The 18,133-nt window shown below is 53.8% G+C and carries 18 protein-coding genes, 1 rRNA gene and 1 pseudogene (1 of these 20 cut by a window edge); 11 read left to right on the top strand and 9 right to left on the bottom strand.

Annotated features, from left to right (window positions below; all coding sequences use genetic code 11):
- Positions 1–141 (bottom strand): 16S ribosomal RNA (locus tag RHH53_RS08725) (it extends 1,349 nt beyond the left edge of the window).
- Between the two features lie 300 nt (positions 142–441).
- Here RHH53_RS08725 and RHH53_RS08730 point away from each other — a divergent pair.
- Complete coding sequence (locus RHH53_RS08730) at positions 442–732, top strand: hypothetical protein (RefSeq protein ID WP_206199832.1); 291 nt, start codon at positions 442–444, stop codon at positions 730–732.
- Positions 733–763: 31 nt separating this feature from the next.
- Positions 764–2,161 (top strand): IctB family putative bicarbonate transporter, encoded by a 1,398-nt coding sequence (locus RHH53_RS08735; RefSeq protein WP_302678078.1) that lies wholly within the window; start codon positions 764–766, stop codon positions 2,159–2,161.
- On the opposite strand, the gene RHH53_RS08740 is transcribed toward RHH53_RS08735, so the two are convergent.
- The gene (locus tag RHH53_RS08740) at positions 2,130–2,411 is read right to left on the bottom strand and encodes a hypothetical protein (RefSeq protein WP_302678079.1); all 282 of its coding nucleotides are present in this window, start codon (positions 2,409–2,411) and stop codon (positions 2,130–2,132) included. The genes RHH53_RS08735 and RHH53_RS08740 overlap by 32 nt on opposite strands.
- Positions 2,412–3,232: 821 nt before the next feature.
- Between RHH53_RS08740 and RHH53_RS08745 the strand changes: the two genes are divergently transcribed.
- Positions 3,233–4,330, top strand: coding sequence for an ArsA-related P-loop ATPase (locus tag RHH53_RS08745; RefSeq protein WP_310743685.1), 1,098 nt, complete (start codon positions 3,233–3,235; stop codon positions 4,328–4,330).
- Positions 4,331–4,336: 6 nt separating this feature from the next.
- Here RHH53_RS08745 and hisD read toward each other — a convergent pair whose 3' ends face one another.
- The 5 genes from hisD to RHH53_RS08770 form a co-directional block, all read right to left on the bottom strand.
- Entirely contained in the window at positions 4,337–5,632 is a 1,296-nt protein-coding gene (gene hisD / locus RHH53_RS08750; protein ID WP_206199836.1) for a histidinol dehydrogenase, read from the bottom strand.
- 141 nt (positions 5,633–5,773) lie between these two features.
- Complete coding sequence (locus tag RHH53_RS08755) at positions 5,774–6,265, bottom strand: DUF29 domain-containing protein (protein ID WP_310743686.1); 492 nt, start codon at positions 6,263–6,265, stop codon at positions 5,774–5,776.
- Positions 6,249–7,337 carry a Holliday junction branch migration DNA helicase RuvB gene (ruvB, locus tag RHH53_RS08760; RefSeq protein WP_302678082.1) on the bottom strand — a complete coding sequence of 363 codons (1,089 nt, stop codon included), beginning with the start codon at positions 7,335–7,337 and terminating at the stop codon, positions 6,249–6,251. The genes RHH53_RS08755 and ruvB overlap by 17 nt, the downstream gene beginning before the upstream one ends.
- Positions 7,338–7,358: 21 nt before the next feature.
- Positions 7,359–8,354: a ketol-acid reductoisomerase gene (ilvC, locus tag RHH53_RS08765; RefSeq protein WP_149818542.1), complete on the bottom strand. Its 996-nt coding sequence runs from the start codon at positions 8,352–8,354 to the stop codon at positions 7,359–7,361.
- 102 nt (positions 8,355–8,456) lie between these two features.
- Positions 8,457–8,741: an RNA-binding protein gene (locus tag RHH53_RS08770; protein ID WP_181494467.1), complete on the bottom strand. Its 285-nt coding sequence runs from the start codon at positions 8,739–8,741 to the stop codon at positions 8,457–8,459.
- Between the two features lie 234 nt (positions 8,742–8,975).
- Here RHH53_RS08770 and mnmA point away from each other — a divergent pair, with 234 nt between their 5' ends.
- The 8 genes from mnmA to RHH53_RS08810 all read left to right on the top strand — a co-directional run bounded on the left by mnmA (position 8,976) and on the right by RHH53_RS08810 (position 16,942).
- A complete protein-coding gene (mnmA, locus tag RHH53_RS08775; protein WP_206199839.1) occupies positions 8,976–10,085 on the top strand; it encodes a tRNA 2-thiouridine(34) synthase MnmA in 1,110 nt (369 codons plus the stop codon).
- Positions 10,086–10,099: 14 nt separating this feature from the next.
- The gene (locus tag RHH53_RS08780) at positions 10,100–10,330 is read left to right on the top strand and encodes a DNA-directed RNA polymerase subunit omega (RefSeq protein WP_206199840.1); all 231 of its coding nucleotides are present in this window, start codon (positions 10,100–10,102) and stop codon (positions 10,328–10,330) included.
- A 5-nt stretch (positions 10,331–10,335) separates the two neighbouring features.
- Positions 10,336–11,016, top strand: coding sequence for a hypothetical protein (locus tag RHH53_RS08785; protein ID WP_206199841.1), 681 nt, complete (start codon positions 10,336–10,338; stop codon positions 11,014–11,016).
- Between the two features lie 25 nt (positions 11,017–11,041).
- Complete coding sequence (locus tag RHH53_RS08790) at positions 11,042–13,633, top strand: TIGR03960 family B12-binding radical SAM protein (protein WP_302678083.1); 2,592 nt, start codon at positions 11,042–11,044, stop codon at positions 13,631–13,633.
- Positions 13,630–14,325 carry an N-acetylmannosamine-6-phosphate 2-epimerase gene (locus RHH53_RS08795; protein WP_310438202.1) on the top strand — a complete coding sequence of 232 codons (696 nt, stop codon included), beginning with the start codon at positions 13,630–13,632 and terminating at the stop codon, positions 14,323–14,325. Before RHH53_RS08790 ends, RHH53_RS08795 begins: the two co-directional genes overlap by 4 nt.
- Positions 14,326–14,444: 119 nt before the next feature.
- Entirely contained in the window at positions 14,445–15,080 is a 636-nt protein-coding gene (locus RHH53_RS08800) for a peroxiredoxin (protein ID WP_149818527.1), read from the top strand.
- Between the two features lie 125 nt (positions 15,081–15,205).
- Entirely contained in the window at positions 15,206–15,901 is a 696-nt protein-coding gene (locus RHH53_RS08805; RefSeq protein ID WP_302678084.1) for a DUF3153 domain-containing protein, read from the top strand.
- 6 nt (positions 15,902–15,907) lie between these two features.
- Positions 15,908–16,942, top strand: coding sequence for an AI-2E family transporter (locus tag RHH53_RS08810; protein ID WP_206199845.1), 1,035 nt, complete (start codon positions 15,908–15,910; stop codon positions 16,940–16,942).
- On the opposite strand, the gene RHH53_RS08815 is transcribed toward RHH53_RS08810, so the two are convergent.
- Together RHH53_RS08815 and RHH53_RS13240 are read right to left on the bottom strand one after the other, a co-directional pair.
- Positions 16,943–17,590 (bottom strand): EcsC family protein, encoded by a 648-nt coding sequence (locus RHH53_RS08815; RefSeq protein WP_310438201.1) that lies wholly within the window; start codon positions 17,588–17,590, stop codon positions 16,943–16,945.
- Between the two features lie 299 nt (positions 17,591–17,889).
- Positions 17,890–18,042: pseudogene (locus RHH53_RS13240) on the bottom strand (DNA methyltransferase); the annotation flags it as partial.
- Positions 18,043–18,133: the final 91 nt, after the last annotated feature.

Consider the following 18,133-nt stretch of genomic DNA (forward strand, 5'->3'; position numbering starts at 1 on the left):
CCAGCCGTTATCCCCCTCCTGAGGGTAGATTCTCACGTGTTACTCACCCGTCCGCCACTAGCACCGAAGTGCTCGTTCGACTTGCATGTGTTAAGCAGACCGCCAGCGTTCATCCTGAGCCAGGATCAAACTCTCCATTTTGAAGAAAGAGAATTTGACTTTTTGCTCTAGTAGGTGTAACCTACATCGAAAATGTACTTACTTGAGTACCTTGACGAGGGTTAACGCTTTGGCTTTCAAACGTTGATTTGTCTAGGTTCAGGACTCGTTTCGGCTGCGCGCCTCATCGAGTGCTTTATCAATCTAACAAGCCTACATAGGCGTGTCAACCCCTTTTTCGAGATTTTTTTCGGATTTTTTTCTGGATTTGGCTGAAACGCTCTCTACAAGCGGCTTTTGGGGCTAAAAAATTTTTCAGATTTTCGTTTCAGGAGGGTGAGCATGTCAGCGTTGGCGCTGCTGGAGGCCTATAGTCGTGCCCATCCGCAGGAGGTGTTGCTGGTGGAGGCACGGGTGGGGGAGCAAGAGGAGGTGGTGCTGATCTTTAAGGGGGTGTCGTCGTCGTTGACGGGAGCAACGGTGGTGGATGCGGATGTTCCCCTTTTGCCGCAGGAGGCGGTGATTGTGGCGGTGGATCGGCTGCGTAGTCCCTACACGCCTAGTGCGCCGGTGTATTTGGAGCGCGGAATTCCTTGGGAGGATTTTCAGCGACGGTGCTTGGGCGTAAGCTGATCGACGATACCTGTGCTTAAGGGATAGTGCTATGGATGTGCTGCTGCGGCGGTTGGATGTGGAGGGGTGGCGAAGCCACAGTGGGGTGGGGCGGCTTTTGGGTTTGCTCCAAGGATGGCAGGAGAAGAGTTGGCTGGGGCGATGGCTGCCACATTGTGCGGCGCTGCTGGTGGGCTTGGTGCTGGTACTGGCGCCGTTGATGCCGTCGGGAATGATTGGGATGCTGCTGGCAGCAGGGGGTGGGTTTTGGTTGCTGTGGACGCTGGCGGGGGAACGGGAAGGCCGCTGGTCGGGGGTACATTTGCTGGTGCTGCTGTATTGGGGGATTGCGCTGTTGGCAACGGTGTTGTCGCCGGTTCCTCGGGCGGCGATGGTGGGGTTGTCGAAGCTGACGTTGTACTTGCTGTTTTTTGCGCTGGCGGAGCGGGTGATGCGCAATGAGCGGTGGCGATCGCGCTTGCTGACGGTCTATCTGCTGACGGCGTTGCTGGTGAGTGTGGAGGGGATACGGCAGTGGATTTTTGGGGCGGAGCCGTTGGCGACGTGGACAGATCCAGAGTCGGCCTTGGCAAATGTGACACGGGTGTATAGCTTTTTGGGAAATCCCAATCTGTTGGCGGGTTATTTGTTGCCTAGTGTGCCGTTGAGTGCGGCGGCGATCGCGGTGTGGCGAGGCTGGCTGCCAAAGCTGTTGGCGGTGGTGATGCTGGGGATGAATACAGCAAGCCTGATATTGACGTTTAGCCGTGGTGGTTGGTTGGGGTTGGTTGCGGCGACGATCGCTGGGGTGGGGTTGCTGGGGATTTGGTTTTGGCCAAGGTTACCGCTGCAATGGCGGCATTGGGGGGTGCCAACTGTGGGGGGGCTGGCGATCGCCCTCTGTATTGGTGCGATTGTGAGTGTGGCGCCGCTGCGGGAGCGAGCAGCGAGTATTTTTGTTGCCCGAGGGGACAGTAGCAATAATTTCCGCATTAATGTTTGGACGGCAGTGCAACAGATGATTTGGGCACGGCCTTGGCTCGGCATTGGACCGGGGAATGTGGCCTTTAACCAGATTTATCCACTCTATCAGGTGAATGTGCGCTTCACAGCATTGAGTGCCTATTCCATCTTTCTGGAAATCCTTGTGGAAGTAGGGGTGATGGGCTTTAGTGTCTTTCTCTGGTTGTTGGCGGTGCTCGCCGATCGCGCGTGGCGTTGTTTGCGGGCGTTACGGACAACAGCAAACCCTCAAGGGTTCTGGTTGATGGGAGCTGTGGCAACCATGGTGGGAATGCTCACCCATGGGTTGGTAGATACGATTTGGTTTCGCCCGGAGGTGGCTACCCTTTGGTGGCTGATGGTGGCGATCGTTGCCAGCTTTGCGCCGTTGGCAGACCGAACAGAGAATACAGCCGCTAACGGTCTGGATGCTGAGCCGTCAACCTAGGCATAAGCTCGGGATCGCCCGCTTGATCTTGCCAGCCACAGTGGGAGCAATGGCACTGACCTATCTTGAGTTGGGAGTGATGGATGGGTTGCCGACACGCAGGGCAGCGACCGGTGAAGTAAGGGTGGTACATCAGCATCCGAATCTGCTCAACAGGAGGAAGATGACCAATCACTTGCTCAAGACTGGCTGTGGGGGATTCTAGGGAAAACATCAGGGAGTCCACAGGAACGTTCGTATCGGTTGGCACAATCTCTTTTTTTCAGTGTGCGAGCGATCGCCGGCAAGGGGAATCGTAGAAATACGGAAATCTTCCCCCTCTAGCCTGTGGAAAACTCCAAAAAGCCTGTGGAAAATTCTGGGGAAAACCTGTGGAAAACCCCGGAAAAACTCTGAAAAACTGTGGAAAACTTTTTATTCTTTTTCCACTAAGATAATGGCTTGTGGAAAAACCCCCCACTTTTTCCACAAGTTTTCCACAGGGGGGAAGTGGCTCAAAGTCGCTCTGCAAGCGGGTTTCCGAAAATTTTTCCACATTTCCACAGCCCCTACTACTACTATAAATATTATTTAAATAATTTAGTAGCAGTAGTAGATCCCTAGATCTAAGGGGAATAAGATTCTGCCAGAGAAAAATAAAAGATGTGATTTGGGGAACGTGGGGTTAGTTTGAAGCTGGCTTAGAGCTTGAGGAAATCTTGGTTGAGAGGGTTGTGATACTGGGAAACATTAGGAAGACAAGAACAAAACGAAAGGTTGAGATGGCTAGAGGATCAGAACTTCCAAGTGCTTGGGGAAAACTTTGGGGAATTTGGGGAAAACTGTGAAAAAGGATTTGAATTTAGGTTCAGGATGCTCTAATAAGGATCTGTTTGCGCCGCGAAAAATTTTTTTGGCCTGAGAAGGGTCTAGAAGCTCCTAGAAGGAGGGCGATCGCCCTAGTGAGTAGGTTTTATCGTTGAGGGGATTTTGCTGCCCATAGAGGCGATTTTATGAGGGGTTGTCTAGACAACCTTGGGATAACCGTTTGTCGATAGGATAGTCCAAGCAACTACCGTCCTCAAACTTGCCATGACACGCATTGTTACTCTCCTAGGAGCAACCCCAGAACAACAAACGGCACTGGGTCTGGCCATTGCCCAGTGGTTTGCCGGGCGACAGCAGCGAACCTTGTTAGCGGTGCCGAGTCCAGCCACTTCCCTGCAATTTCTCATTGGCAGTCCAGATCGGGCGATTGGTTGGCAACCCAAGTTGCTGTCGGAGGGATTAGCGATCGCCGAGCTGATGGCCACTGAAAGTCTCAACGCGGCATGGCAAGAACTTAGCCGTTTAGTGGAACCCTATTTGCCCCAAGAATTGGTGGGTAAGGTTTATGCGGGCGAATTGGTGATCTTGCCGGGGATGGATACTTTGCTGACCCTAAATGCGCTGCGCGTGCACTACAGCAGCGGTGAGTACGATGTGATTGTCTATGTGGGGGGGAATAGTCAAGATACACTGCGGCTGATTGGGTTGCCCCAAGGGTTGGCATGGTACTATCGCCGCTTTCAACGTTTGCTGGATCAACTAGATCTCAACGCGATCGCCAATGCGATTGGGGGGCCGATCGCCAGCGCAATTATGGCGGCCAATATTGACACCCAAAAAGTGCGTGAGCGTTTCGGTGAGGCGAAGGAGTGGATCGATCGCGGTGTGCAGATTGCCGCGGACTCGCAACGGTTATCGGTGTTTCTGCTAACCGATGGCACAGCCATCTCAACGGCTCAAACCCAATGGTTATGGGGCAGTGCTCAACAGGTGAATATCCCTATTTCTGAGGTCTTTTGTATGGGGGAACCCACGCCAGAGGTCAGCCGCACGTTTGCACCGCTACGCATTTCCGCTCTTCCTAAAGACTGGAACAACTGGCAAAGTCTTGTTTCCTATCTTCCAGACTTGAACCAGCTAGGAGCGGCACTGGCTCCCTATGAGTTTGATGAGACGCAACAACAGGTGCGCATTTTTCTACCGGGATTTCGCAAAGATCAGGTGAAACTCAGCGAGTTTAGTGGGGAACTGACGGTGGAAGCTGGCGATCAGCGGCGCCACATTGAGCTACCCCCTAGCCTCAAAGGCAAACCCGTTCGCGGGGGTAAATTTGAAGCTCCCTACTTGATCGTCAGTTTCTAAGACTTTCTAAGGTTCAAGGCGCAGACGCACAGAGTCGCGGTGGGAAATCAGGCCTTCTGTTTCAGCGAGGGTCATGACCGCTCCCCCCTGTTTGCGCAAGGCAGCAGGGGTGTATTGAATAATGCTGGAGTGTTTGAGGAACGTTTCTACGCCCAAGGCAGAAGCATAACGGGCGGCACCAGAGGTGGGCAGGGTGTGATTGGGACCCGCGAGATAGTCGCCAACCGCTTCAGGGGTGGAATAGCCGAGGAAAATCGCACCGGCATGGCGCACCTGCTCGACAAGGCTCCAAGGGTCTTCGACTTCCAATTCCAGATGTTCAGGGGCAAAGTGATTGGAGAGTTCTACCGCTTGTTCTAGGCTCTCGACAATGCCAATCAGGCCATAGTGGGCGATCGCCTTCTCGGTGAGAACCCGGCGCGGATGGTCAGCCAATTGTTCGTTCACCGCTGTAACCACCGCCTTTGCAAGGGGCAAACTCGGAGTCAGTAAAATGGCCGCTGCCAAGGGGTCGTGTTCTGCTTGAGCTAGCAAATCAGCGGCAATGTGAACAGGATTGGCCGCCTCATCGGCAATGATTAAGACCTCTGAAGGCCCTGCTAGGGAGTCAATACCAACCCGCCCATAGACTTGCTTTTTGGCAAGCATGACATAGAGGTTTCCCGGCCCTGTAATCACATCCACGCGGGGAATCGTTTCTGTGCCATAGGCAAGGGCAGCAATGGCTTGGGCGCCACCAACGCGATAAATCTCTTGAATTCCCGCTTCTTGGGCGGCAACGAGAACCGCAGGATTAATACCTTTGCCCTGACCGGGAGGGGTGACCATGACAATCCGCTGCACACCGGCCACCTGAGCGGGAATCGCATTCATTAACACCGTACTCGGATAGGCAGCCCGTCCCCCCGGCACATACAGTCCGGCAGCATCAACAGCAGTGTAGCGTTTGCCGAGGACAATGCCATCTTCACCAAATTGCACCCAACTTTTGGGCACGCGCTGGCGGTGGAAGGCTTCAATTTGCTGCTTGGCAAGGCGAATGGCATCGAGGAGTTCTTTGGACACCTGTTGGTAAGCGGCATCCAGTTCATCTCCTTTCACTCGTAAGGTTTCGGGGGTGAGGTCAATGTGATCAAACTGGGCAGTGTACTCAATCAGGGCGCGATCGCCTTCCTTGGCCACACGGCGCAAAATTGCCTCAACAGTAGCCTCTTGGTCGCTCATCTCCCCGCTATCGGTGCGATCGCAAATGCGGCGTAGTTCAGCGCGTAGGTCGGTTAACTGGGTGATGATCCGCAACATGGTCGTTCACGTAGGCGAGGCAGAGAGTCGGGGAAAGGTTAAAAAACCTTAATCAACCCTATCAATAGCTTACAGCGATTTTCCAATTACAGGGGCGGGCTAAGGCTGGCCAACAACGAGTGCTTAGGGCAAGATCGCGATTCACGAGACTGAGCCTTCGGAGTTCGCATCAGATTGCCAAGGCAGCCACTCCTCATCTAGAGCTTCCTCCATTGTGAAGTCGGGGACTTCCGGAATCACGTCAGGGGATAACCCAATCGCTTTCAACATATTTTTCCTTGACTTTTGATAGGAGTCTAGGAAAGCTGCCTTTGCAAATGGCTGAAGACTGAGGCTATCCTGCAAAATTAGCGCAATTTCTAAACGGAAATGACTAATCTCCAACAGCCAACCCCTATAGCAGTATTGTCGCTCAGTTTCCCAGTATTTGAGCTTGAGAAGATGCTCACAAAGACGCAGTAGATAGCTGAATAGGGCGCATTTTTCGCTTCGACCCAAGCTCTCAATCTCCTCAATTAAATTTTCCACATCTAAGTTGTCAAAGTTCCCTGCCTTGAGGTGGGCAACGGTCTCCTTAAGCCAAAGGTAATAGTCGGTCTCATAGAGGAGTTGGGTCTTAAGACAAGGGGTCATGGGGACTAGATAACAACGGCAACTGGTTTTCTGGTGGAGTATAGCCTAGGTGTTGCCAAGCGCGGGGAGTGGCAACGCGGCCTCGGGGGGTTCGTTGCAGATAGCCCATCTGGAGCAGGTAGGGTTCATAGACCTCTTCAATGGTTTGCACATCCTCACCAGTGGCTGCAGCAAGGGTTTCAATGCCCACAGGCCCGCCTTGATAGGACTCAATTATCAGACTGAGGAGCCGGCGATCGCTCCAATCCAAGCCTGCTGGATCCACATTGAACAGTTCAAGGGCAGCGGTAGCCACCTCTAGGCTAATCGTGCCATCGTGCTTCACATCGGCATAGTCCCGTACCCGCTTTAGGAGCCGCAGGGCAATGCGGGGTGTACCCCGACTGCGGCGGCCAATTTCTAGAGCGGCTTCAGGAGTAATGGGAGTTTGTAAGAGGGCTGCCCCCCGCTGAACGATCTGCTGGAGTTCTTCGGGATGATAAAAGCGCAAGCGCTCCACTAAACCAAAGCGATCGCGCAAGGGCGAGGTCAAGGCGCCGGCACGGGTGGTTGCTCCCACAAGGGTAAAGCGATTGAGTTTCAGTCGTCGCGTGCGTGCCGTTTGCTGTTTGCCCACGGTGAGATCAAGGTAAAAATCCTCCATGGCGGGATAGAGGAGTTCCTCGGTCATGCGGGAGAGGCGGTGAATCTCATCAATAAAGAGAATATCCCCCGCTTGCAGGTTCACCAAGAGACCCACAATGTCACGGGGGCGTTCCAAAGCTGGGGCACTGGTCACTTTGCAGTTGACCCCCATTTCTGCCGCTAAGATCAAGGCAATGGTGGTTTTCCCTAAGCCCGGCGGGCCATAGAGCAGCAGGTGATCAAGGGGTTCTTGGCGTGCCTTGGCTGCCTCGATCGCAATGTGCAGCACATCCTTGAGTTCCTGCTGGCCAATGTAGTCGTGCAAAAAGCGGGGACGTAGGGACTCTTCAGCCGGCGAGTGCTGTTCCTCTGGGGTGGGTTGGTTGGAAAGCAGTAAAGGGGGGCGCGATCGCTCCGGCGGTGAATTTTGCGACGAAATAATCGCCATTGCTGCCCCCTAGGGCAAAGCTTAAGCCCGTTTTAACCAACTAAACATGGAACGCAGTTCTTGACCCACCTGTTCAATGGGGTGTTCTGCCTCCCGTCGCCGCATGGCTGTAAAGCCCGGTTTACCCGCCATATTTTCCAGCACAAACTCACGGGCAAATTGACCCGTTTGAATTTCGTGGAGAATTTTGCGCATTTCCGCGCGGGTCTCCTCGGTAATAATCCGTGGACCACGGGTGAGGTCGCCATATTCTGCGGTGTTGGAGATGCTATCCCGCATTTTGGCAAGCCCCCCTTCCACAATCAAATCCACAATCAGCTTCACTTCATGGAGACACTCAAAGTAGGCCAGCTCTGGCTGATAACCGGCCTGCACCAACGTTTCAAAGCCAGCCTTAATCAGGGCGCTGAGGCCACCACAGAGCACCACTTGCTCACCAAACAGATCGGTTTCTGTTTCTTCGCGGAAGGTGGTTTCCAGAATGCCGGCACGGGTGCCTCCAATCCCCTTGGCGTAAGCCATGGCTAAATCGCGGGCTTGACCACTGGCATTCTGATAGACTGCAAACAGGCAGGGTACCCCTTCCCCTTGGGCATAGGTGCGGCGCACGAGGTGACCGGGGCCTTTGGGCGCCACCATCACCACATCCACATTGTCGGGGGGCACAATCTGGCCAAAGTGAATGTTAAAGCCGTGGGCAAAGGAAAGGACATTCCCCGCTTGCAGGTGGGGGGCAATCTCCTGCTCATAAACAACCCGCTGAACTTCATCGGGCAGAAGAATCATAATCCAGTCGGCCAGTTTCGCAGCTTCCGCCACGGAGTGCACCGCTAGACCATCGGCACGGGCGCGCTCTGCAGAACGACTGCCGGCATAGAGACCCACCACAACATTGAGACCGCTATCCCGCAGGTTGAGGGCATGGGCGTGGCCTTGGGAGCCATAGCCAATGATGGCGATCGTTTTGTCCTTGAGGAGTTCTAATTGGGCATCTGCGTCGTAATACATGCGCGCCATAGTGATGATGTTCCTTTCCAATTGCATTCAGCAGGTCGTTATTATTTCTCTACCACATTGTCAGAGCCGATATAGCACCTCCTAGAGGGCTAGTTGCGGGAGTTAGCGATTACGGGAATAACGATTGTTCCCACCGCCCATGGCTTCACGGGGGCGTGCCTTGTTGACCTTGAGTTGCCGTCCCATCCACTCGGCACCGTCGAGATCAGCGATCGCCGCATCTTCTTCAGCATCCGTGGACATTTCCACAAAACCAAAACCCCGCTTACGGCCTGTTTCCCGATCCACCGGTAAATAGACTTGTTTGACGGAACCGTACTCGGCAAAAACGGCCTCTAGGTCTTCTTGGGTGGCCGTGTAGGAAAGGTTGCCGACATAAATAGACATAATCTGATCTGCTCCAAAGCAAAAATTGAACCCTGTGTTGACGCTGACTTCGGAGAGACGACTGTCACGTAACCAACCTTCCCTAAAACCGAACTCAAGAATCGCTCTACTTAAAAAACTCAAGCGGCGATTACTCGCCAACCTTGTCTCCCGATTATAGCCGATTGCGATCGCCTGCGCTGCGAAAGTAGGGATGCTACCCTAAAAGAGGTAGATTTTTTGTGAATCTTAACAATGTCCGATTTACCGGCGGTTGTTGTGGGCCTTTCCGGCGGTGTTGATAGTTCCGTGGCCATTGCTAGCCTCAAAGCTCAAGGGTACCCCGTTGTTGGTCTGACGCTGTGGCTGATGAAGGGTAAGGGGCAGTGCTGCTCTGAGGGGCTAGTGGATGCGGCGCGTCTTTGTGAGGAGCTGGGAGTCCCTCACCATATTGTGGATAGCCGCGAAATTTTCGAGAAATATATTGTGAACTATCTGGTCAGTGGCTACGCCAGTGGGGTGACACCGCTGCCCTGTTCCCAATGCAACCGTTTGGTGAAGTTTGGGCCGATGCTCGCCTATAGCCGTGAGCAACTGGGGATTGACTACATTGCTACCGGGCATTATGCCCAAGTGAAATACAATCCCACGAGCGATCGCTATGAACTGTGGCGGGCGGTGGATCGTCATAAGGATCAAAGCTACTTTCTCTATGACTTGCCCCAAGAGATTCTGGCTCATGTGCTGTTTCCTCTTGGTCAGCAAACCAAGGCGCAGACCCGTGCCCTCGCGGCGCAGTATGGCCTGCATACCGCCAGTAAACCGGAAAGCCAAGATCTCTGCCTGATTGAAGCCCATGGCTCCATGCGCCGATTCTTGGATCAGTATCTGCCCAGTCAGCAAGGGGAAATTGTCGATGTCCATGGCCGGGTGCTGGGGTACCATCAGGGGATTCACCACTATACGATTGGCCAGCGCAAAGGCTTGGGAATTGCGGCACCTGAACCGCTTTATGTGGTGGCCTTGGATCGGGAACACAATCGCGTCATTGTCGGCGATCGCGCCACCGCCGGCCGTCGTGAGTGTACAGTGGCCCGGGTGAACTGGGTCTCGATTCCCCCCCCCACAGAACCGATCACAGCCACGGTACAAATTCGCTATCGTACTCCTCCAGTGCCGGTGACTATCATTCCCGCTGCCAACGCTGAGCAGGTACAATTGGAGTTTACTGAACCGCAATTTGGGGTAACGCCGGGGCAAGCGGCGGTTTGGTATGCGGGCGATCGCCTGCTGGGGGGCGGCATTATCCAGCCCTTTGTGACACCGACACCACAACCCCTACAAGCAATGGCCACCCACGTTTAAGGAAAAGACTGACCATGCAAAAGCGCCTTCATTACTCATCCTTGGAAATTAACCGCCGAGCAGAAGAATTAATCAAGCACTCCGCCAATCGCTATCGGATTACGGTGCAAATTGCCAACCGGGCGAAACAGCGGCGGGGGCTAGAGGCCAGTGAAGATCTCGATGATCTGCCCCTGAAGCCGGTGACCCGTGCCATTATCGAAATGTCCGATGAAATTGCTCAACCGGAGTTACTGGCAGATTAGGCGCCATGGGAAGACGACGGGGCTGGACGTTTTTGGGCTGGGTGACGTGGGGGTGCTTGCTGGCACTTCTGTGGCTGCCCCTGAGCAGTACTTGGAGTGTGGGGCGATCGCAACCTGACCCCAACCTACCCGATGCCCCTGCCCAAATTCTCATTAACCCGCGGCTGGTGGCAGAAACCCTCTATCCGAAGTTGCCCGGTTTGCCGAAGGAAAACCACTATATCCGTCAAGACAACCGTCAGCCGGCACCAGAAAGTACCCTCCTTGAGCGATTCATTGTCTATCACACCACTGTCAAAGGGCGATCGCCCCTCTACCGTTTTGACTGGAAAATTTCCCTTGCTGACTATTTGGGGCTGAATGACTTCCTGCGCAGAGAAACCTATCCGGGACGTTCTTACCTGACAGTCAACCCCATGGAAGGGGATATGGCTGCCATTCGCCAACTCAATCGCCAACAACGGGATGCCTTGGTGAGCACACTGGCCACCTTCTACGCCCAGCAAGCGGGGTTACCCACGACTACACCCCAGCGTCCCCAACCCCAAACAACACTGCCAGAACCGACATGGAGACCCCCCACCGTTCTGCCCCCCGTTCCCCAACCCGGCAGTGCTGGACTTTTGGCGCCCCCCGAATCCCCCCGCCCGCTGCCCACTGGGGAATCCCGTTTTTTACTGCCCTAGATGTTTGCAATTGGGTTCATGAGTCATGGCTGTGCCGATTACTGAGTTGCTCACCCCAGAGATTCTCAAACCTGCTCGCTATTTGGGCAATGAGCGAGGGGCAGTTCATAAGCCGTGGCAGGCCGCAACGGTGCGCTGGGTGCTCAGCTATCCGGAAATCTATGAGGTGGGCGCCTCGAACTTAGGACACATTATTCTCTACAACATTCTCAATGCCGTCCCCGATCAACTGTGCGATCGCGCCTACTTACCCGCAGCGGACTTAGCCGCCAAATTGCGAGTGACCCAAACTCCCCTTTTTGCTGTGGAATCGCGCCGCGCCCTGCGGGAGTTTGACCTCATTGGCTTTAGCCTCAGTTATGAGTTGGGTGCCACGAACATTCTGGAAATGCTCGACTTGGCCGGCCTACCCCTGACTTGGCGAGAACGCCAACAGGCACCCCTAGAAGAGATTCCCCTTATCTTTGCCGGTGGACAGACAGCGACATCAAACCCTGAACCCTACGCTGACTTCTTTGACTTTTTTGCCCTTGGGGATGGCGAAGAACTCTTGCCCGAAATTGGCCTCGTGGTGGCAGAAGGCAAACGAGCCGGCTTGAGTCGGCAGGACTTGCTATTGGATTTGGCACAGGTGCCGGGGGTCTATGTGCCGCAATTTTACGATCGCCAAGGGGATGGCGCCGTCAAACCCAATCGTCCCGATGTGCCCGAGCGCATTTTGCGGCGAGTAGCTACCCCGATGCCCCACTATGCCATTGGCTTGGTGCCCTATGTAGAAACCGTTCACGATCGCCTGACAGTGGAAATTCGCCGGGGCTGTACGCGCGGCTGTCGCTTTTGTCAACCGGGGATGCTCACCCGCCCTGCCCGCGATGTTGCCCCCGATGAGGTGATTGCCGCCATTGAAACGGGGATGCGCGCCACGGGCTACAACGAGTTTTCGCTACTGTCGTTGAGTTGCTCCGACTATCTAGCTCTGCCCGCCGTGGGTGTGGAAATTAAAAATCGCCTGCAAAACGAGAACATCTCCCTCTCACTCCCCAGCCAGCGGGTGGATCGCTTTGATGAAAACATTGCCCACATTGTCGGTGGCACGCGCCAAGGGGGACTGACCTTTGCGCCGGAAGCGGGAACGCAGCGGCTACGGGACATTATCAACAAGGGGCTGACCAATGCGGAATTGCTGCGGGGGGTCAAAACTGCCTACGAACAGGGCTGGGATAAGGTCAAGCTCTACTTTATGATTGGCCTGCCGGGGGAAACCGATGCTGATGTGTTGGGCATTGCTGAAACGATCCGCTGGCTGAAGCGAGAATGCTGGATCAAAGGACGCAAGCCCCTGAGCTTTAACCTGACCATCTCTAACTTTACCCCCAAGCCCCATACACCCTTTCAGTGGCACGCCGTCTCCACCAGTGAGTTTCTGCGCAAACAGGAGCTACTGAAGGCGGAATTCCGCACGATCAAGGGGCTAAAGGCCAACTTTACCGATGTGCGCATCTCAGCAATGGAAGACTTTGTCGGTCGGGGCGATCGCCAACTGGGGCCAGTGATCCGCCGCGCGTGGGAATTGGGGGCACGGGAAGATTCTTGGTGGGAAAGCCTCGATCGCGCCTATGCCGCTTGGACGCAAGCCATTCAAGAAGCGGGTCTGGACTGGAAATACCGTCAACTGGAAGCGGGTGAGTGGAATGTCTTTAGTGGTGGCAGCCACAACCTTGATGCGCCCCTGCCTTGGGATCACATTGATACGGGCATTAGTAAAACATGGCTGAAGGAAGACTTGCAGCGTGCCCTAGAAGCGGTGGTCGTTCCCGATTGTTCCTTTGAGGGCTGCTCCCATTGTGGCGTCTGTGGCATTGACTTTGGCCATAACGTGGTCGTGCCGCCCCCCCCGATTCCGCCTATTCAAGGTCAGCCCCAAGCCCCCCAAGAACGGGTGCAACGTCTGCGCCTCACCTTTGGGAAAACTGGGGAAATGACGCTTCTCAGCCATTTAGATCTACTGCGCCTCTTTGAGCGAGCAGTACGCCGTGCCCATCTACCCATTGCCTTTACGGGGGGATTTCATCCTTCACCCCGCATCTCCACCGCCAGCGCCTTGCCCCTTGGGGTGACCAGTTATGGCGAAATTGTTGATCTGGAATTTTATCGCGAGGTGGAGCCGTCAACGGTGCTGGAGCAATTGCGGCAACAACTGCCGGCGGAGGTGCCCCTTTACACCTGTGCAGTGGTGCCCTTAAGTGAACCGGCAGCAAGTCAAGCCCTGCGGGCAGCTACTTATGAACTGCTCATCCGTACCCCTGAACCTGTGGAGCGGGACACTTGGCAACAGTGGTTAGAGGATTTGCGAGCCACCCCTGAAATTCTCTATGAGCTAACCACCAAGTCAGGGAAAACCCAAGTGGTGAATTTGCGCGATCGCCTGCTGCAGATCCGCCTCAAGGAGCACCAAGACCACTGGCCTGCCGTCAGCCTCATCTACACGGGAGTCTGTCGCAATGATGGCACGTTCCTGCGGCCAGAGCATTGTCTGTACCTCCTAGAAAAAGTGAGTGGTCTGTCCTTGGAACTGGGGGCGATCGCCCGTCAGAAATTACACCTCGAAACGCCATGAACCTAGCAACGCAAATTCGCGGCGGTCTGATTGTCTCCTGTCAAGCCCCGGCAGATTCCCCTTTGGCGGCGCCAGAAATCATTGCCGCTATGGCAGGGGCAGCGGTTTTGCGGGGGGCAGTGGCCGTGCGCATCAATACCCCGGCCCATATTCAGGCAGTGCGCCAAGCAGTAAAGGTGCCCATTATTGGTCTCTGGAAGCAAGTTTTGCCCGAGTACCCTGTGTATATTACGCCTCGCTTTGCCGATGCGGTGGCCGTTGCGACAGCAGGTGCTGATGTGATTGCCCTCGATGCCACAGCGCGATCGCGCCCTGAACCCCTACAGGACTTGATTCAGCGAATTCACGATGAACTGGGCAAGCCCGTCATGGCCGACATTGACTCCCTTGCAAGTGCTGAAGCGGCGATTGCTGCCGGTGCTGATTGGGTGGGCACGACCCTCTTTGGCTATACTGAAACCACGGCGCATACCCCACCCCCCAGTTGGGCGCTCCTGAGTCAGCTGGTTGAGCACCTCAACGTGCCTATTCTCTGTGAAGGGGGGATTGCCAGTCCCACAATGGCTGTAAAAGCTTTGACTTTGGGGGCTTGGGCAGTGGTCGTGGGCACGGATATTACAGGCATTGACCTCAAGGTGCAGCAGTATGTCCAGACCCTAAAGGCAACGACGATTGAAAATTCTCAACCCTAAATCCTATCCAATTCTATTGGTTTGTATATTTTCCTCTATATTCCGACCGATAAACGAGAGTTTGTGGCAAGATAGAATCCGTAGCTAAAGATACATCGTTAGCCTAGGAGCCACCATCTATGAGCCTAAAACTTGGGGATGTCGTACCCAACTTTACCCAAGCCTCTTCTATGGGGGAAATCAACTTCTATGAGTGGGCAGGGGATAGCTGGGTTGTATTGTTTTCCCACCCAGCGGATTACACCCCCGTTTGTACGACAGAACTGGGCGAAGTGGCGCGGTTACGCTCAGAATTTGAGAAGCGCAATGTCAAAACCTTGGCCTTGAGTGTGGATAGTGTGGAGTCCCACCTCGGCTGGATCAAAGACATTGAAGAAGTCAACAACGTCAAGGTGGATTACCCGATTTTGGCAGATGAAGATAAAAAAGTCTCCAACCTCTACGACATGATCCACCCCAACTCCCTCAACAACCTGACGGTGCGCACAGTCTTTATCATTGACCCCCAAAAACGCCTGCGCTTGACCTTGACCTATCCCGCCAGCACGGGGCGTAACTTTGCTGAGATTCTGCGGGTGATTGATTCGCTGCAACTGACGGACAACTACAGTGTGGCCACCCCCGTCAACTGGCAAGAGGGTCAAGAGTGCGTGATTGTGCCTTCCCTCAGCGATGAAGAGGCGAAGCAGAAGTTTCCCAAGGGCTTCAATGCTGTTAAGCCCTATCTGCGGTTGACACCTCAACCCAACAAATAGCCTAGATTAGCCTAGACAAGTCATGGCGACACCCTGAGCTGTTCGGGGTGTTTTTTTGTGCCTTGGCAGCATCCCAAGATAGGATAATCTTGCACAGCAAAACCAAGGAAAGGAATAGAGGCGGAATGCAGCGCTGGATACTTTGGCTCTTGATACCCCTTGTGGTCTGTTTGAGTGGATGCGTCCAAGCAGATATGGTCATCCAGCATCAGGGACAAACTGGGGGGAACCTCACCTACACGCTGACGCTGCCCCAACCCGATCTCCCTTTTACCGAACAGGTGATTCAGCAGGCGCGCCGCTTGGGGGGAACGATCAAGGAACGGGATAAAACGCATCTTCAGGTGACGATTCCCTTTGACACCAGCCAGCAATTGGCCACTGTCCTCAACCGCATTGGTGGTGTGCCCTATCTTCCCCAAGTCACTGCTGAAGCGGATATTTTTGATCAGAACTGGTTGCTCTTTGTGCGGGAGCGCTTTCGCTATGACATTGATCTGCGCCCCTTGGGTATTGAGTCCCGTGATCAAGCTGTTCTTGTGGCACCGCAGTCGCTCCTGAAGTTTCAACTTGCCCTAGAAACCCCTTGGGGGGCGCGCCCGATTGAGCGTCCAGCCACTACTGCTGATACCGTGGTCAATCCTCATGTTCAGCGGGGGGGCGATCGCCTGACTTGGACATTGATGCCCGGTTATCTGAATCACCTAGAGGCAGCCTATTGGTATCCAAGTCCCTTGGGTTGGGGCACACTGGCGATCGTGGGCTTGCTGGTGCTGGGCAATTGGTTACGCACTCGCCTGCCTAGGAGTCATTCAACCTAGAGTCCCATGAGATGGTCTGGCCCGCCGCAGAGTTGGCAACGGTATCTTGCCTATTTAATAGCGGGACCTCTGATTGTCCTCAATCTCTGGGTGGCGGAGCAAGTTTACCTCTATTTTGAATATCCGATTAATCTCCTTGTCATTGCCGCCATTTTGGCTTTTTTGCTCAATCAAGTGGTGATTCGCCTCTGTGCTCGTGGTTTGCGGCGGCGGAATGCGATCGCCTTGGTGTTACTGATTACCCTTTTGGTGGTCAGTGTCTTGATGCTGTTGCTGCTCCCCCTTGCTATTCAACAGGCGGAAGAACTCCTAAATCAACTGCCAGAGTTGGCGGATACGGGCAATCAAAATTTGCGCCATCTAGATCAAGTGCTGCGCCGCTACCAGTTCCCTGTGGGGGTGAATGACTTGATGGAAGAGCTGACGATCCAGCTCAAAGGGATTGCCGCCATGTTACCGGGTGTGGCGATTACAACCCTAACTAAATTTGTTGATGTGCTCCTCGTGCTGATCCTAACGGTGTATATGCTCTTTTATGGCAGTGAGATTTGGCGCGGACTCATGAAACTGGTACCCAAGCCTTGGCGGCAGATGGTGGATTACTCGCTGCGGCTGAATATTCGCAGTTTTTTCTCGGCACAGCTTTTTTTGGGGCTGTTTATGTTTCTTGCCCTGATTCCCTTTATGATCGCCTTCAAGGTCAATTTTGGCTTTCTCTTTGCCCTGATCATTGGTATTGCCCAGCTCATCCCTGTGGTGGGGGCGACCTTGGGCATTGGTTTAGTAACACTGCTTATCCTTTTTCAGGATGCGTGGCTGGCTTTGAATATTTTCGTGATTGCTGTGGTCTTGCAACAAATTAAGGATAACGTGCTTACCCCGAAGTTACTGGGGGACTTGATGGGTCTGAATCCCCTCTGGCAGTTTATTGCGCTACTCATTGGCGGACGGGTGGCGGGTTTCTTGGGAATTTTGCTGGCCATTCCCCTAGCCGCAACACTGAAAACCGTCCTCGAGTCTGAGCCTGTCGAAGACACCTAACTAGGCGATCGAATAACTAGGCGATCGAAACGTTTTGATCACCGTACACACCCCATGACCGCAAATGTTCATCATGACGGCATTTGTAGCCCCGCCAATCACGCCACTCACAAGGGGAACGGCTCGCGCAGGTAGGGTGAGACTTTTACTCGAGACCTTGCCAAAAATCTGCTGCAAAAGGGGACGCGGAAGCTGCCTGAAAACCGCCATCAGCACTTGGGATAAATTTTTTTGCGCCGCCCGCCGGCCAAAGGTCTTGAAGATTTGCCGACAAAATTGGGTGCCGAAGTGGTTTGCAAGTTCAGCGGCAGTAACCCCCAAGGCAGTGGGAATCAGCATCATCAGCACATTTTCGTTTTCAGAATCTAGGCCATAGATGGTGAACAGCGCCGCTGCCAGCTTGATTTGGGTATAGTAAAAGTAGGTAATGTCGAGGGGCATGCCAGCCAAGCCCATAACGCCAGTGGCCACTCCAGAACCCACTGACCAGAGGGTGGCTTCATAAATTGCATGGTTGGCCATGCGATCGCGATCGCCCCCCCAGCGAGGATCATGGAGAAATTGGTATCCCCACTGCCGCCCCTCTTCGATGGCAAGGAGCATGAGCTTGAGCAGCCAATCGGGTATAGACGCTGACGCTGTGGCCATAGGCTTAAGAAATAATTGTCAACTTAAGGGATGGCATTGGCATAAATCTACCACAGTCAAAATTGAGCAACAATCTAAAAATGTAAAATTTTAATAAATAAAGTTTTAATAAAAATTATTGGCTAAAGTGTTGGACTGCATGGATGAATGTGAAACTTCAGGGGAGCGATCGCCCCTTGGCAATTTCTCACCGCTACGCGTTTGTTATAGACGGTATCATTCATCGAGGCACTATTGAACACGCCCAGATTGACCAATAATTCGAAATCTTTTTTCTTTTTCAACCCGATCTTAAGGTGTTATTCTCTATCTGCTTCCGCAGCTTGCCTTAATGCTAAGAAAGCTTCTTTGAGAGGCTGACTCACTGCGCTATCGGGTTCATTCAATACTAGCTTTTGATACGCGTCCAAAAACTTGGCTCGTGACCTGTGGAAAAAATGCAAAAATTGGTGCAAAAAACCTAGTATGGCTTTCGGGGATCAACATCTGGTCGGTCTATTTTGGCTAACAGGCAAGCCATAAGAAGTCTTGTGCACGCCCGAT

The sequence above is a fragment of the Thermosynechococcus sp. PKX82 genome, from assembly GCF_031583255.1.
In the GTDB taxonomy this organism is placed as follows: Bacteria; Cyanobacteriota; Cyanobacteriia; order Thermosynechococcales; family Thermosynechococcaceae; genus Thermosynechococcus.

What these genes read in the sequence shown, in the direction of transcription:
- RHH53_RS08795 (WP_310438202.1), top strand. Translation starts at nt 13,630, where the DNA reads ATGAACCTAGCAACGCAAATTCGCGGCGGTCTGATTGTCTCCTGTCAA.
- RHH53_RS08770 (WP_181494467.1), bottom strand. Translation starts at nt 8,741, where the DNA reads ATGTCTATTTATGTCGGCAACCTTTCCTACACGGCCACCCAAGAAGAC.
- RHH53_RS08730 (WP_206199832.1), top strand. Translation starts at nt 442, where the DNA reads ATGTCAGCGTTGGCGCTGCTGGAGGCCTATAGTCGTGCCCATCCGCAG.
- mnmA (WP_206199839.1), top strand. Translation starts at nt 8,976, where the DNA reads ATGTCCGATTTACCGGCGGTTGTTGTGGGCCTTTCCGGCGGTGTTGAT.
- RHH53_RS08815 (WP_310438201.1), bottom strand. Translation starts at nt 17,590, where the DNA reads ATGGCCACAGCGTCAGCGTCTATACCCGATTGGCTGCTCAAGCTCATG.
- RHH53_RS08755 (WP_310743686.1), bottom strand. Translation starts at nt 6,265, where the DNA reads ATGACCCCTTGTCTTAAGACCCAACTCCTCTATGAGACCGACTATTAC.
- RHH53_RS08780 (WP_206199840.1), top strand. Translation starts at nt 10,100, where the DNA reads ATGCAAAAGCGCCTTCATTACTCATCCTTGGAAATTAACCGCCGAGCA.
- RHH53_RS08805 (WP_302678084.1), top strand. Translation starts at nt 15,206, where the DNA reads ATGCAGCGCTGGATACTTTGGCTCTTGATACCCCTTGTGGTCTGTTTG.
- RHH53_RS08790 (WP_302678083.1), top strand. Translation starts at nt 11,042, where the DNA reads ATGGCTGTGCCGATTACTGAGTTGCTCACCCCAGAGATTCTCAAACCT.
- ruvB (WP_302678082.1), bottom strand. Translation starts at nt 7,337, where the DNA reads ATGGCGATTATTTCGTCGCAAAATTCACCGCCGGAGCGATCGCGCCCC.
- RHH53_RS08745 (WP_310743685.1), top strand. Translation starts at nt 3,233, where the DNA reads ATGACACGCATTGTTACTCTCCTAGGAGCAACCCCAGAACAACAAACG.
- RHH53_RS08800 (WP_149818527.1), top strand. Translation starts at nt 14,445, where the DNA reads ATGAGCCTAAAACTTGGGGATGTCGTACCCAACTTTACCCAAGCCTCT.
- ilvC (WP_149818542.1), bottom strand. Translation starts at nt 8,354, where the DNA reads ATGGCGCGCATGTATTACGACGCAGATGCCCAATTAGAACTCCTCAAG.
- RHH53_RS08785 (WP_206199841.1), top strand. Translation starts at nt 10,336, where the DNA reads ATGGGAAGACGACGGGGCTGGACGTTTTTGGGCTGGGTGACGTGGGGG.
- RHH53_RS08735 (WP_302678078.1), top strand. Translation starts at nt 764, where the DNA reads ATGGATGTGCTGCTGCGGCGGTTGGATGTGGAGGGGTGGCGAAGCCAC.
- hisD (WP_206199836.1), bottom strand. Translation starts at nt 5,632, where the DNA reads ATGTTGCGGATCATCACCCAGTTAACCGACCTACGCGCTGAACTACGC.
- RHH53_RS08810 (WP_206199845.1), top strand. Translation starts at nt 15,908, where the DNA reads ATGAGATGGTCTGGCCCGCCGCAGAGTTGGCAACGGTATCTTGCCTAT.